A 14,332-nucleotide genomic window follows, 5' to 3' on the forward strand; every position below is an offset into this window, starting at 1 on the left:
TCCTAGGGTAGCTCGCTGCGAGGAATACCCACTCCGGTGAAAACGCGGGCAATCGTGAGAAAATCGTGAACCGTCAGCTGCTCGCTGCGCGTCTGTGGATCGACGCCAGCCGCCGCAATGATTGCGGTGGCCGCGACGGTGTCGCCCAACACCGGTTGGAGCGATTGGCGCAGCATTTTCCGACGCTGCTGGAACCCGGCATCCACAAGCGCAAACGTCGCGAGGCGCTCCTCCTCAGTACCCAGGGCCACCTCGCGGCGATCAAAACCCACCAGCACCGAATCGACGTTGGGCACGGGCCAGAAAATCTGACGGCTCACCTGACCGCTCGTGCGCCACGTGCCATACCACTCAGCCTTCACGCTCGGCGCGCCGTACACTTTCGAACCGGGACCGGCCGCGAGACGATAGCCCACCTCAGCCTGCACCATTACGACACCGGCACGCAGCGTAGGAAAGTGCTCCATAAAATGCAAAAGCACCGGCACAGACACGTTATAGGGCAGGTTGGCAACGAGTCGCGCGGGCGAATCGGGCAACTCTGTGACGCGGAGCGCATCGGCGTGGATAACCGTAAGTCGAGCATCCGGAGCCAGGAGATGGGCCGTTTCGGGCAGTTGCGCAGCCAACCGGCCGTCAATCTCCACGGCCACCACATCGGCACCCGCCTCCAACAGTCCGAGAGTGAGCGAACCCAAACCAGGGCCCACCTCGACAACCGTTTCTCCCGGCTGCACGCCCGCGACGCGCACGATACGACGCACGGTATTGGGATCAATCACAAAGTTTTGGCCCAGCTTCTTGGTGGGCACAATGTTGAGCAAACCCGCGAGATCTCGAATCTCGGCCGGGCCGAGCAGCCGCACCGAGGAGGACTCGGCGTGGTCACCGAGTGCGTTATTATCACCCACGTGACCGGTCATTCGTTATCCCAGCGCCCGTAAACCTGCTCGGTGGTATGGGCAATCTGCTCGCAGAGGGTATCGAGGTCGGCATCCAACACGAGCGCCATCTGCCGCACGGTGTGGGGAATGAGGTAGGCCGAGTTGGGTCGCCCCCGGTGAGGCATGGGGGTGAGAAACGGAGCATCCGTTTCGACCAGCACGAGCGAGCGCGGAACAACCCGTAACGACGCCCGAAGGTGAGCCGCCGTCTTAAAGGTGACGGTACCGGCAAACGAAAGGTACCAGCCGTGCTCGGCGCAGATCGCAGCCAGATGCTCATCACCCGAGTAACAGTGGAACACGGTGCGTTCTGGTGCACCCACTCGGAGAAGGGTAGCGACAACATCCTCGTGGGCATCGCGGTCATGAATCTGGAGGGCAAGGCCGTGGCGTTGAGCGATCTCAATGTGTTGCTCAAACGAGTAGAGCTGACTGCCACGCCCCTCCTCCCCGGTACGGAAGTAATCGAGGCCGGTCTCCCCCACAGCACGCACACGGGGCTGGGCAGCCAACTCATCAATGCCGCTAATATGCTCGTCAAGAACACCCCGCTCCGCCAGGCGCGGGGCCTCGTTCGGGTGCAGCGCCACCGCTGCGAGCACCCGGGGGTCGCTCGCAGCGAGAGCCGCCGACCAGCGACTCGTAGCGAGATCGGTCCCCACCTGGACCACACCGCGCACGCCAACGCGTGCGGCGCGGTCAAGCTGCTCGCGGACGTCCAGACCGGTCTCGCCATCCTCGATTTCCAGGTGGGTATGGTTATCGTAGACGGGCACACGCAGCGGCTCGGGCAGCGGTGGATAGTTCAGATCGCGCCCCGCGGTCTTCTCTCGGGAACGAATCGGTTTGCCCACCGTCATCTACTCCGCGCTTTCAATCCGGGGGAACAACGCCTCAAGCACACTGACCGGCGTCCCCGGGGGCAGCTGCCCCCACACCCCGGCCGCGCGCAGATTCTGGCTAGCCAGGCTGCCGAGCACCGGCTCAGCATTAAGCGCCGCCCACAGCTTCTCGGTCGCGAGCGGGATGACCGGCGACAACAAGACGGCCAGCGCACGCAGCCCTTCGGTGGCCGTGTACAGCACAGTGCCAAGGCGCTCGCGGGTATCATCGTTTTTGGCGAGTACCCACGGCTCCTGATCGGTAATGTAACCGTTGAGGGCATCCACAATGGTCCAAATGTGCGCGAGCGCCTCGTGTACATGAAAGGCCTCAACCGAGGCATCAGCCTCTGTGGCGGCGGCCGCAACGACAGCGTGAATCTCCCGTTCGGCATCCGTGATCTCACCCGGTTTCGGCGTCGTGCCGTCATAGTAGCGAGAGTTCATAGCGAGCACCCGGCTGGCAAGGTTACCGAAGCCGTTGGCCAGCTCCGCGTGATAGCGGGCGTTAAGGTCTTCCCAGCTGAACGAGCCGTCCTGCCCGAAGCTCACGGCACGCATGAAATAGTAGCGGAACGCATCCGACCCAAAAGTGTCTGTGATCTCGCTGGGCGCGATACCGGTCAGCTTAGACTTGGACATCTTCTCGCCGCCCACGAGCAGCCAGCCGTGACCAAAAACGTGCCGGGGCACCTCGATCTCTGCCGCCATCAGCATGGCGGGCCAGATGACGGCGTGGAACCGCAGGATATCCTTGCCCACAATATGGTTGGCCGGCCAGCGACGGTGAAACTCCTCCTCGTTCTCGCCGTAACCCACGGCCGTCACGTAGTTGAGCAGCGCGTCGAACCACACGTACGTGACGTGGGTATTGTCCCACGGAATCGGGATGCCCCAGTCGAAGCTCGACCGAGAGATTGACAGGTCTTTCAAACCCTGCTGCACAAACGCGATGACCTCGTTGCGGGCGCTTGGAGGCTGAACAAAGTCGGGGCGGGTCTCGTAGAGTGTGAGCAGGCGCTCCTGAAAATCGCTCATGCGGAAGAAATAGTTCTTCTCCTGGAGCAATTCGAGAGGCTTGGAGTGAATAGCACAAACCTTCACGCCTACCAACTCGCCCGTGCCCGTCACAATCTCGCTCTCGGGTTTAAACTCCTCACAGCCCACACAGTAGAGGGCTTCAAACTCACCCGCGTAAATGTGGCCGGCGTCGTAGAGCTTTTGCAGGAACTTCTGCACATTCTTCTCGTGCCGCTCTTCGGTCGTGCGAATGAAGTCGTCATTGGCCACGTCAATCGTTTCCAGCAGCGGCAACCAGGCCTCTCGCACCAGCTTGTCGGACCACTCCTGAGGCGTCACGCCGTTTGCGGTTGCCGTACGTAGAATCTTCTGGCCGTGCTCATCGGTACCGGTGAGCAGCCAGGTGTCATCACCCGACTGCCGGTGCCAGCGAGCCAACACATCGGCCGCGACCTCCGTGTACGCATGGCCGATGTGAGGTACGTCGTTGACGTAGAAAATGGGCGTGGTTATAAAGAACGACGAACCGCTGGACATGCTGTCTATCCTAAGGCCTGCACGCCCTTCGTGACGCAGGGGGCCACAAACACCTACACAGGGCCACCAGCCACGCGAATCGTCGGCTCATGCACCACCGGAAAACTCACCGAGTTGGCAATAAAGCACAGCTCACGCGCCCGAACATGACCGGCACGCGCCGCCTCCAGCATCGACGCGTGTGCCACAGTAACGGCGGGGTGCAGGGTGGCCCCCACGAACGCGCCACCGCCCCGGTGATCGACGCGCAGACGACCCTCCGCACTATCCGTATACTCCGTGACGACAATACCCGACCCCGCACACACATATAGGTAGGACAGCATGTGGCACTGGGCAAGCGCGCCCAGCAGCATCTCCTCGGGATTCCAGCGCCCAGGGTCACCTCGAAAAGGCCTGTCGGCCGAGCCCTCAATCGGATGTTTGCCCGCGGCCGTCACGGCGTGCTCTCGACCGTAATCACGGTACCCGGAGGTTCCCGTACCACGATTACCCTGCCACTCCACCCGGACCTCATACGCGTGATCGTTGACCATGACGGACACGATACACCCGGCAGCCCGCACAGAGCCGATAGGCTCTACACCGATGAATACCGAGACTTTTTCCCTGGGCGATGCCGCCCAACTGGCCGTCGTTACCCGCAGTGGGTTTATTGAGTCACGCCACGCGGGCTCGGCGGTGGTGCTGGATAGTGAAGGTGAGGTTATTCGTGAGTTGGGAAACCCCCACGCGCTCATCTATCCACGCTCCTGCCTTAAGCCGTTGCAGGCGCTCGCCGTTCTGACAAGCGGGGTTGCCCTGCCCCCCGAGTTATCGGTCATCGCCATGGCGAGCCACTCGGGCACGGCCAACCACCTAGCGCTTGTGCAGCACATCCTCGATCTGGGGCGCATTCCCGTCTCGGCGTTGCAATGCCCGGCAGATATCCCGATTGATCGCGAGTCGCGCGGTCAGGTGCTCCGCGAGCGGCTCGCGCCCAGCCCCATGTTTATGAACTGTTCCGGCAAGCACGCGGCCATGCTGTTGGCCTGTGTCGTCAACGGCTGGCCATTGGAATCGTACCTGAATAACGACCACCCACTTCAGGTCCACATCCGCGACACGGTGCAGCGCTTCTCGGGCGAGAAAGTTTCTGCGACGGGGGTTGACGGATGCGGCGCACCCGTGCACGCCCTCTCGCTCGTGGGACTGGCTCGCGCCATCCGCCGCATCGTCACCTCCTCCGTCTCGTCACCGTTTCCGCTGCACCGCACGGCGGCAGAACTGTACCAGAGCGCCCTCAATCACGGTTGGATTATTGACGGCCCCGGGCGTCCGAACACCGTCGTGATCGACCGCCTGGGCGTGTTTGCCAAGTTTGGAGCCGAGGGCGTCATGGTCATGGGCGCGCCCAATGGCACGACCGTTGCGCTTAAGGTACTTGACGGCAATCTGCGGGCCGCAAGTGTGGCCTCCCTCGAGTTACTGGTGGATGCCGCGGCCCTCACCCGCGCCGCCGTTGACGACGTTCTGCCCTACCTGGGGCTGGGAGTTACGGGGGGCAGCGAGGTTGTGGGCGAGGTTCGCGCAACCATCTGAACCAGGTTTCACCCCGAGGTTGCCCCCTGCGGGTGAGATTTGTGCAGCTTACCGAGAAAATTGCGTCGATCTGTGAGGAAAAGTCACCCGAGCTGAGGGATGGGGCGCGCTGCCCCCACGCCGCACGGGCGCGAGGGCAGCACGAGTGGGTACGGATTAGGCCTCGGCGGCACCGGCAAATTGAGCGTTGTACAGCGTATAGTATGCCCCGCCCGTTGCCAGCAACTCAGAATGCGTGCCCTGCTCGACGATCGCGCCAGACTCCATCACCAAGATGAGGTCAGCATCCCGAATCGTGGACAGCCGGTGCGCGATCACAAAGCTCGTGCGATCGGCCCGCAGCGCGCTCATGGCCTTCTGCACGAGTAGCTCGGTGCGCGTATCCACGGAGCTCGTAGCCTCGTCCAGGATGAGCACATTGGGTTGCGCCAGGAACGCCCGAGCGATCGTGAGTAACTGCTTCTCACCGGCGCTGACGTTGGACCCCTCGTCATCGAGTACCGTGTCGTACCCGTCGGGCAACGAGTGTACAAAGCGATCCACGTACGTGGCCTTGGCCGCCGCCAGAATCTCCTCCTCCGTGGCATCGGGCCGCCCGTAGGCGATATTCTCACGGATCGTCCCACCAAACAGCCACGTGTCCTGCAACACCATCCCGGTTCGGCTGCGCAGGTCGCGCCGAGTCATCTGGGCGATGTCCACCCCGTCAAGGGTGATGCGACCGGCATCCAGCTCATAGAAACGCATCATGAGGTTGACGAGCGTAGTTTTACCGGCACCCGTTGGCCCCACAATCGCGACCGTCTGACCGGGCTCGGCGACAAGCGACAGATCATCAATGAGCGGCTTGTCTTCGGCATAGCGGAAGGAGACGTTCTCAAAGACGAGGCGGCCCCTGTTCCCGGTCGGGGTTTCGGCCGGGTCGGCGTCCGGGGTCTGCTCCTCGGCATCCAGGAGTTCAAAGACACGCTCGGCCGAGGCCACACCAGACTGGAGCAGATTTGCCATCGAGCCCAGTTGCGTGAGCGGCTGGGTGAATTGGCGCGAGTACTGAATAAATGCGGTCACATCTCCCAATTGCATCGCGCCTGAGGCCACCTGGAGACCACCCACAACAGCAATCACCACGTACATCAGGTTGCCCACAAACATCATGGCCGGCATGATGATGCCCGAGATAAACTGCGCGCCGAAACTCGCCCGGTACATCTCGTCGTTCTTCTGCCGGAACGTCTCTTCCACCTCTCGGTGGCGACCAAAAACCTTCACGAGAGCGTGGCCGGTGAAGGCCTCCTCGATCTGGCCGTTGAGTTCACCCGTGTGCTTCCACTGCGCCACAAAATACTTCTGCGAGCGCTTTGCAATGATCATCGTGATGACGAGCGTGAGGGGAATCGTGACCAGCGCGATCAACGCGAGAAGCGGTGACACGATGAACATCATCACGATCACGCCGATCACCGTGAGGAGCGAGGTCAGCAACTGACTCATGGTCTGCTGAAGGGTCTGCGAAATATTGTCGATATCGTTGGTGACCCGGCTGAGCAATTCACCGCGCTGCATCTTGTCGAAGTAGCGCAACGGCAGCCGGTTGATTTTGGCCTCAACATCCTCACGCAACCGATACACAGTGCGCTGTGTGATGCCGTTGAGCACGTATGCCTGCAACCAGCTGAACACCGAGGAGAGGATATACAGTGCGAGCACCCAGAGCATGATGTGGCTGAGCGCGGTGAAGTCGATACCCTCACCGGGTGTGAGCGTCATACCGCTGATCATGTCGGCCTGTTGACCCTCGCCCCGGGCACGCAGACCCGCGATCACCTGCTCCTGAGTGGCACCGGCCGGCAGCAGTCGGGAGATAGCCCCCGAGAACACCAGATTGACACCCTGACCGATGATTTTGGGGCCGAGTACCGCACAGACCACGCTGACCACGGCGAGGAAGCCGACCGCCCAAATGCCCAGCAACTCTGGGCGGAGCCGCCGGATGAGTCGCTTGGCGCTCGGACCAAAGTTCATGGCTTTCTCGGTCGGCCCCTGCATTCCAGGGCCGTGACCACCGGGGCCGCGCCGCACGGGCGGGCGGGCGACGACAGCGTCGTCATTCTGCTCTTCTACCGTCTCGCTCATGCTGCCTCCTCCGCTGCGAGCTGCGACGAGATAATCTCGGCGTAGGTTTCAGATGTGCTAAGCAATTCGTCGTGGGTTCCTCGACCCACGACGCGACCGTCCTCAAGCACAATGATCTGGTCGGCCTCCACAATCGTGGAGACGCGCTGGGCGACGACCACAAACGTGGCATCGCTGAGCGAGGCGGTGAGAGCCCGGCGGAGGCGGGCATCCGTTGCAAGGTCGAGAGCCGAGAACGAATCGTCGAACACGTAGATCTCGGAGCGTTTCACCAGGGCGCGGGCAATCGCGAGCCGCTGCCGCTGGCCACCCGACACATTGGTGCCACCCTGGGCGATGGGCGAGTCGAGGCCCTGCGGCATGGAGGAGACAAAATCTTTCGCCTGCGCAATCGTGAGGGCCTCCCACAGCTCCTCATCCGTAGCGTCGGGTTTACCGTAGCGCAGGTTGCTCGCCACGGTACCGGAGAAGAGATAGGGCTTCTGCGGCACCAGGCCGATGCGCGCCCACAGATCATCAGGGTCCAGATCAGCCACGCTCACCCCGTCGATGCTGACGATACCGCTGGTGGCATCAAAGAGTCTGGGCAGAAGGTTGATGAGTGTGGTCTTGCCCGAACCGGTACTGCCGATTATGGCGGTCATCTGGCCGGGCTTGGCCTCGAACGAGATATCGCTCAGCACGGGCTGCTCGGCCCCTGGGTAGGCAAAACCGACCCCGGCGAGGCGCACCGCACCGCGGCGTTCGGTCGCGGTCAGCGGGTGGGCTGGCGGGCGCACGGTGGACTCGGTCTGGAGCACCTCGCTAATCCGGTCGGCGCACACCGCAGCGCGAGGCACCATGACGGCCATGAACGTGGCCATCATCACTGCCATCAGGATCTGCATGAGGTAGGTGAGGAACGCCGTGAGCGTGCCCACCTGCATCGAGCCGTCCTCCACCCGGAACGCTCCAAACCAGATCACGGCGACACTCGACACGTTGAGCACGAGCATCACAATCGGGAACATCAGGGCAAAGAGACGACCGGCCCGCAGGGCGGTGTCGGTCACCTCATCGTTGGCAACCCGAAAGCGGGCGGCCTCGATATCCTCCCGCACAAACGCACGGACCACGCGGATACCAGTCAGTTGCTCCCGCAGCACCCGGTTCACATTATCAATGCGCTTCTGCATCATCTGGAAGAGCGGGACCATCTTGACCACAATCGCACCAATCGAGATCAGCAAGACCGGCACACTCACCGCGATCAACCACGACAGTTCCAGGTCTTGCTGCATCGCCATCACAATGCCACCCACCGCAAGAATGGGAGCCGAGACGAGCAGCGTGCACGTCATCAAGACAAGCATCTGCACCTGCTGCACATCGTTGGTGTTGCGGGTAATCAGTGAGGGGGCACCAAATTGCGCCACCTCACGCTCGGAAAATTCCCCCACGCGCTCAAAGATCGCGCCACGCAGGTCGCGACCCACACGCATGGCCGCCTTCGCGCCGAAGTACACAGCTGTGATCGAGCACACCACCTGGAGCAGGGTCAGGAGCAGCATGATGCCCCCCGTCGAGATGATGTACCCGGTGTCGCCCGAGGCTACGCCCTGGTCAATAATGTCGGCGTTGAGCGTGGGCAGGTAGAGCGACAGGATCGCCTGCGCCAGCTGAAACACCACCACCCCCGCCAGGAGCGGCCAATGCGGCCGCAGGTAGCGGCCTAACAGCTTCATTAAAATCACGATTTCTCCTCAATCGGTTGGTCCGTCGAAGCGGATGCCGGGGTACCGGCAATTCCGTACAAAACGATGCTGGTGAGATCATCCAGACTCAGGGCGTTGTCCTCGTTCAATCGGGGCAGCGTCGAGGCAAAGGTCATCAAACGGATGATGTGCGCCACGGTCGCCGGTGGCCACATCAACTGTTCTCGGTCATCGTCAAGCAGGTCTCCCACCAGCCGGTCAAAGGCCGCGCGATGCGAGGGAAACTCGGGGCGCTCCCCCGGACCGACCGCCGCAACGAGCCGAAAGACGCTCCCAAAGCGCTCCCGCATGAGGTGGATAACCGTGCGGACCTTCACCTCGAGGGGAAGACTCCGGTCTATTCGACTCAGCTCTTCGCGGAACGGCTCAGGGTCCAAATACCGCTCGGTGACAGCCCGGAGCAGACTCTGCTTATCACCAAATGCGCGGAAAATTGTGCCCTCGGCGAGTCCTGCTGCATCCGCCAGTTGCTTCGAGGTCACCCCAAACCCCTGCTCCATGAGGAGCGGCGTGACCGCGCCGATAATCATGGCGCGGCGATCCTCAACCCCCAGCGGCTGCGCCCGGCGCGCGGTCTCCCCCGCCGCATCAGCGTCACCCAGGGTCGTCGTTTCGTTCGCCATATGCATCCCGCCATCATAAGTGAGTGAGCGCTCACTCACAAACCAACATGCTCCGACTCGGAATGCTCACGGTAAGCTTCAAGAATGGCCAAAGTCACCCTCACCAAGACCCGACAGCACACCATCGTTGGCGAGGGTCTCGCGCTCGGCTGCCTCGCTGTGGGCATTGAGGGGTTGAGCAACAACAAGCTCACGATAGACCGCGCCTTCCGCTTCGCCTGGGTGCGCTGGGAATACTCCAAGCGATTTCCGGGCCTCAACGCTGGACCCCGGTTTGACGACATCCTCGCCATTTTAGAAAAGAGCAGCGGACGCACCGGCAAACCGGTTGCGGCATTCCGCGCCGAACCCGGCTGGGGGTTTGTGCCCTATCTCACCGCAACCGTCAGCAATGTGACCGAGGCCGGTGCCCGATTAGAAGAAACCTCCGGCATCCCGCTGACCGCATGGAAGGCGCTCGCCGAGCTGACCGCAACCGGGCTGGTGCAGGCCTAGTGGGATACGTCAGAATTCCGCCACTCGCCCTGATCGGCAGCCTGAGCATCGTCGCCGGGATCATCATCCTGATGACCACGCAGGGTGACGCTGCGGGCGCGTGGACGGCACTCACCTTCCAGGTCGCCGGCGTAATTATGCTGCTCGTCTTCTTGGCGACCACCTTTCGCGCCCGCAAACGAGACAAATAGCCAACCAAGCGAATAACAGTACCCCCAGTGGGACTCGAACCCACACTTGGATGATTTTAAGTCATCTGCCTCTGCCAATTGGGCTATGGGGGCCCACCGGTCCATGTTAGCGAACCACGGACCGTATCCCGCAATCGACAACGCGAGCGGCGGATGTCTGGATCTGCGCATTCGCGCAACTCCCGGCATCCGCCGCTCTGGTTGAACGCCGGGTGTACCTACAGGAACAAAGGGACACCCGGCGACCTAGTTCTGGGGCAAGAACGGGAAATCTTGACCCAGAAATCTGGGGAGGGATTTACATCGCCGAGAGGCGGCTGCGGAGCCCGGTCAGCTGCTCGCTCAGGGCGGCGGGAACCCGGTCACCAAACTGAGCGAAATACTCGTCCGTGAGGTCACACTCGGCCAGCCAGGACTGCGGGTTCACATCGAAGAGCTCGGTCATGTCCTGGGCAGGAATCTCGATGCCCTCCACATTAAGCTCACCTGCAGCGGGGATACGACCCACCGCAATCTCCTGGCCCTCAGCCTCACCCTCGACCCGGCGCACGATCCACTCCAGCACGCGGGAGTTATCACCGAACCCGGGCCACAGGAAGCGGCCGTCATCGCCCTTGCGGAACCAGTTCACCTGGAAAATCCGGGGAGCCTTGTCGCCGAGCGACTCACCCATCTCCAGCCAGTGCGACCAGTAGTCGGCCATGTTGTAGCCACAGAAAGGCAGCATCCCGAACGGGTCGCGGCGCAACTCGCCCACGGTTCCCTCCTGAGCGGCAGTCTTTTCGCTCGATACGGTTGCGCCGATAAACACGCCGTGCTCCCAGCTGAGTGACTCCGTCACGAGCGGGACGTTGGTGGCGCGCCGACCGCCAAACAGGATAGCGTCCAGTGGCACACCCTCGCTCTCCGACCACTCCTGCGCCACGGTGGGGCACTGGGTGATCGGCACGGTGAATCGGGAGTTAGGATGCGCGGCTAGGCGGCCGGAGTCGGGCGTCCACTCGTTACCCTCCCAGTCAATCGCGTGCGCGGGGGGTGTCTCCGTCATACCCTCCCACCACACGTCGCCCTCATCCGTGAGCGCCACATTGGTGAAGATGGTGTTACCCCAGATGCTATCCATCGCAACAGGATTAGTGGAGTATCCGGTGCCCGGGGCCACGCCAAAGAAGCCAGCCTCCGGGTTGATGGCGCGCAGGGTACCGTCGGGTCCGGGGCGGAGCCAGGCAATGTCGTCGCCAATGGTCTCGACGTTCCAACCGGGAACCGTCGGACGCAGCATCGCGAGGTTGGTCTTGCCACACGCCGAGGGGAAAGCTGCGGCCACATGGTAGTCCTTACCCGCGGGGCTTGTGAGCTTAATCAGGAGCATATGCTCGGCCAACCAGCCATCCTTGCGGGCCATCACACTCGCGATGCGCAGGGCGAAACACTTCTTCGAGAGCAGGGCATTTCCGCCATAACCCGAGCCGAAGGACCACACCTCCAACGTGTCCGGAAACTGGCAGATGTACTTGGTGTCGTTGCAGGGCCACTCGACGTCGTCGATGCTCTCGCCGGCGTCATTTACAAGGGGCATCCCCACGCTGTGAACGGTGCGCACCCACTCGGTGTCGGGTGTGATGTGGTCCATCGCATCCTGACCCATTCGAGTCATGATGCGCATGTTCAGCACGGCGTAGGGCGAGTCGGTGATCTGGATGCCCAGCTGCGAGATCGGTCCGCCCACCGGCCCCATGGAGAAAGGAACGACGTACATGGTGCGACCGCGCATCGAGCCCCGGAAAAGGGGGGTGAGCGTCTCCAGCATTGCGGCGGGCTCGCTCCAGTTGTTTGTGGGGCCAGCATCCGCCTGGTGCTCGGTGCAGATAAAGGTGCGGTCCTCGACGCGTGCCACATCGGCCGGGTGCGAGCGGGCCAGAAAGCTACCGGGACGCAGATTCTTATTGAGGGGGGTGAGTGTGCCCGCGGCAACAAGCTCCTCGGTGAGGGCAGACCATTCAGACTGTGAGCCGTCACACCAGTGGATGTATTCCGGCTGCGTCAGCTCGGCGATTTTCGTCACCCAGGCCAGAACCTCGGAGTTACCGGTTGTCGGCTCTCCGGTGGCGGCGGCTGAGTTGATCGTGACATCTGGTGTGTCGATGACGGTCATAATCTGCGATCTCCTACGTATTGGCAGAGAAGAAACGGGGGGTACACATCAATGATCAGATACATTTTGCGGGCCAATTGACCAATCTGGGTGTCAAAAAGTGTGCTTTTTAACATAAAGTTAAAAATATGACCCCCGCCTCACCCCAGTCCCCCCACTCCAACACCCTTGTGATGGGAAAGCGCCTGCGCTTTTTTCGCATCAACGCGGGACTCACCCTGGAACAACTCGGTGAACGCGTTGACCTCGCCGCCAGCCAACTCTCCCTGTTTGAAAACGGGCGCCGCGAACCCAAGCTGTCGACGCTCCAGAAGATCGCCCACACACTCTCGGTCGATCTCGGCCAGCTGCTCAGCACCGATCCGCCCGACCGGCGCTCAGCGCTGGAGATCGAACTCGACCAGGCACAGCACAACCCGGTGTACGCGAGTATGGGGCTGCCGGTTATTCGCGGCGCAAAATCGCTGCCCGACGACGCACTTGAATCTCTCGTGGGGCTACACCGCGAGATCGAACGGCGTGAGCGGGCAGCCATCGCCACCCCGGAGGAGGCCCGCCGGGCCAACACCGAAATCCGCCAGCAGATGCGTGAACGCGACAACTACATCCCGGACATCGAAGATCTGGCCGAGGACCTGCTGCGCGCGGCCAACCACACCACGGGAGCACTCACACACCGCACGGTCGCGATTATGGCCGAGCAGTTGGGCTTCACCCTCATCTATGTGGACGATCTACCCCACTCCACGCGCAGCGTAACCGACCTCAAGAACGGACGAATCTACCTGCCACCGGCATCCATCCCTGGCGGGCATGGCCTGCGCTCACTCGCGCTACAGGCCATGGCACACGCCGTACTCGGGCATGACAAACCCGCCAGCTACACCGCTTTTTTGCAGCAACGGCTGGAGATCAACTACTTTGCGGCCGCCTGCTTAATTCCCCAGGGCCGCGCCGTCGAGTTTCTGAGCGAGGCAAAAAAAGACCGCAACCTCGCAATCGAGGACTTTCGGGATGCCTTCGGAGTCACCCACGAGTCGGCGGCCCAACGCTTCACCAACCTCGCGACCGCCCACCTCGACCTGCCCGTGCACTTTCTACGAGTCAACGACGACGGCTCGCTCACGCGCGGCTATGAGAACGACAACGTACCGCTACCCAGCGACGCGAGCGGCACAATCGAGGGACAGATCGTGTGCCGCCGCTGGGGTGCACGCACCGCGTTTGAGCGAACCAACCGCACGAGCGAGTTCTATCAGTACACCGACACCCCTGCGGGTACTTTCTGGTGCACTGTACAGACCGGAACCACCGCCACGGAGGGTTTCTCGATCAGCTTCGGTGTGCCGTTTGACCACGCCAAGTGGTTCCGCGGGCGCGAAACCACCAACCGCTCGGTGTCGCTGTGCCCGGATGCCTCATGCTGCCGGAGGCCCGATGCCACGCTTCAGGAGCGCTGGGCGGAGCACGCCTGGCCGAGCGCCCGAATGCACGCACATGTGCTCTCACCGCTGCCCCAGGGCTCTTTTCCCGGGGTTGACGACACCGAGGTGTTTCAGTTTCTGAGCCGACACGCGGACTAGGAGAACATCCGTGGCTGATAACAGTTAGAGCGCGTTATTTTCTCCACCCTGATCACCCTCACGACGGGCCATCGCCAGCGGTCTCACATAGACCTCACCAAATAGAGTCAGAGCAGTCACCATTACCCCCAGTAAAAAGAACAGTAATCCGGCTGGCTTTAAATCGACCTGGAATGGACTGACCGTACCCTCAAGTTCATTTCCATCAATAACCCGCCACGCGGTAATTTCACCTTTCGCGAGCATGAATATTCCCGCCAAAAGAGAGAGCGCCGCAATGGCCCATAACGCAATATAAGCAATCTTTTTCATAGAATTAAACTTTTCATGTTGCATCTACTTGCAATAAATCATTTTGTCCGGATAAAAAGCCGTGTGAGTTCCGCTCATCTCGACTTTAGATCGCGACTGGGTTCCAGCCACCTGATGAACCTT

Annotated in this window: 13 protein-coding genes and 1 tRNA gene; 4 read left to right on the forward strand and 10 right to left on the reverse strand. The window is 61.7% G+C overall.

Translation table 11 applies throughout. The annotated features are described in order from the left end of the window. Nucleotides 1-2: 2 nt before the first annotated feature. From rsmA to FB466_RS06895, 4 genes are read right to left on the reverse strand one after another with little or no spacing between them, the layout of a single operon-like run. Nucleotides 3-923, reverse strand: coding sequence for a 16S rRNA (adenine(1518)-N(6)/adenine(1519)-N(6))-dimethyltransferase RsmA (rsmA, locus tag FB466_RS06880; protein WP_141917110.1), 921 nt, complete (start codon nucleotides 921-923; stop codon nucleotides 3-5). After that, nucleotides 920-1,804, reverse strand: coding sequence for a TatD family hydrolase (locus FB466_RS06885; protein ID WP_141917111.1), 885 nt, complete (start codon nucleotides 1,802-1,804; stop codon nucleotides 920-922). The genes rsmA and FB466_RS06885 overlap by 4 nt, the downstream gene beginning before the upstream one ends. Then, nucleotides 1,805-3,382 (reverse strand): methionine--tRNA ligase, encoded by a 1,578-nt coding sequence (gene metG, locus FB466_RS06890; RefSeq protein ID WP_141917113.1) that lies wholly within the window; start codon nucleotides 3,380-3,382, stop codon nucleotides 1,805-1,807. It lies immediately after the preceding gene. 53 nt (nucleotides 3,383-3,435) lie between these two features. Continuing rightward, entirely contained in the window at nucleotides 3,436-3,918 is a 483-nt protein-coding gene (locus FB466_RS06895; RefSeq protein WP_141917115.1) for an OsmC family protein, read from the reverse strand. 52 nt (nucleotides 3,919-3,970) lie between these two features. Here FB466_RS06895 and FB466_RS06900 point away from each other — a divergent pair, with 52 nt between their 5' ends. Further along, on the forward strand, nucleotides 3,971-4,963 hold the full coding sequence (locus tag FB466_RS06900) for an asparaginase (protein ID WP_141917116.1): 993 nt from the start codon (nucleotides 3,971-3,973) through the stop codon (nucleotides 4,961-4,963). Between the two features lie 156 nt (nucleotides 4,964-5,119). On the opposite strand, the gene FB466_RS06905 is transcribed toward FB466_RS06900, so the two are convergent. Genes FB466_RS06905 through FB466_RS06915 form a run of 3 tightly spaced genes read right to left on the reverse strand, consistent with a single transcriptional unit; the run spans nucleotide 5,120 to nucleotide 9,512 of the window. Beyond that, nucleotides 5,120-7,096: an ABC transporter ATP-binding protein gene (locus tag FB466_RS06905; RefSeq protein ID WP_141917118.1), complete on the reverse strand. Its 1,977-nt coding sequence runs from the start codon at nucleotides 7,094-7,096 to the stop codon at nucleotides 5,120-5,122. Further along, the gene (locus FB466_RS06910; RefSeq protein ID WP_141917885.1) at nucleotides 7,093-8,826 is read right to left on the reverse strand and encodes an ABC transporter ATP-binding protein; all 1,734 of its coding nucleotides are present in this window, start codon (nucleotides 8,824-8,826) and stop codon (nucleotides 7,093-7,095) included. Before FB466_RS06910 ends, FB466_RS06905 begins: the two co-directional genes overlap by 4 nt. Then, the gene (locus FB466_RS06915; protein WP_246054571.1) at nucleotides 8,826-9,512 is read right to left on the reverse strand and encodes a TetR/AcrR family transcriptional regulator; all 687 of its coding nucleotides are present in this window, start codon (nucleotides 9,510-9,512) and stop codon (nucleotides 8,826-8,828) included. Before FB466_RS06915 ends, FB466_RS06910 begins: the two co-directional genes overlap by 1 nt. Nucleotides 9,513-9,557: 45 nt before the next feature. Between FB466_RS06915 and FB466_RS06920 the strand changes: the two genes are divergently transcribed. Together FB466_RS06920 and FB466_RS06925 are read left to right on the forward strand one after the other, a co-directional pair. Further along, entirely contained in the window at nucleotides 9,558-9,968 is a 411-nt protein-coding gene (locus tag FB466_RS06920; protein ID WP_141917119.1) for a hypothetical protein, read from the forward strand. Further along, nucleotides 9,968-10,159, forward strand: a complete 192-nt coding sequence (locus FB466_RS06925; RefSeq protein WP_141917121.1) for a hypothetical protein — start codon at nucleotides 9,968-9,970, stop codon at nucleotides 10,157-10,159. The genes FB466_RS06920 and FB466_RS06925 overlap by 1 nt, the downstream gene beginning before the upstream one ends. A 19-nt stretch (nucleotides 10,160-10,178) precedes the next feature. Here FB466_RS06925 and FB466_RS06930 read toward each other — a convergent pair. Together FB466_RS06930 and FB466_RS06935 are read right to left on the reverse strand one after the other, a co-directional pair. Further along, nucleotides 10,179-10,252, reverse strand: a tRNA-Leu gene (locus FB466_RS06930). Nucleotides 10,253-10,457: 205 nt separating this feature from the next. Continuing rightward, complete coding sequence (locus FB466_RS06935; RefSeq protein WP_141917122.1) at nucleotides 10,458-12,314, reverse strand: phosphoenolpyruvate carboxykinase (GTP); 1,857 nt, start codon at nucleotides 12,312-12,314, stop codon at nucleotides 10,458-10,460. Between the two features lie 128 nt (nucleotides 12,315-12,442). On the opposite strand from FB466_RS06935, the gene FB466_RS06940 reads away from it, so the two are divergent. Continuing rightward, nucleotides 12,443-13,897, forward strand: coding sequence for an XRE family transcriptional regulator (locus FB466_RS06940; protein ID WP_141917124.1), 1,455 nt, complete (start codon nucleotides 12,443-12,445; stop codon nucleotides 13,895-13,897). Nucleotides 13,898-13,921: 24 nt separating this feature from the next. On the opposite strand, the gene FB466_RS06945 is transcribed toward FB466_RS06940, so the two are convergent. Then, nucleotides 13,922-14,209: a hypothetical protein gene (locus FB466_RS06945; RefSeq protein WP_141917127.1), complete on the reverse strand. Its 288-nt coding sequence runs from the start codon at nucleotides 14,207-14,209 to the stop codon at nucleotides 13,922-13,924. Nucleotides 14,210-14,332: the final 123 nt, after the last annotated feature.

This window comes from Klugiella xanthotipulae, assembly GCF_006716695.1.
In the GTDB taxonomy this organism is placed as follows: domain Bacteria; phylum Actinomycetota; class Actinomycetes; order Actinomycetales; family Microbacteriaceae; genus Klugiella; species Klugiella xanthotipulae.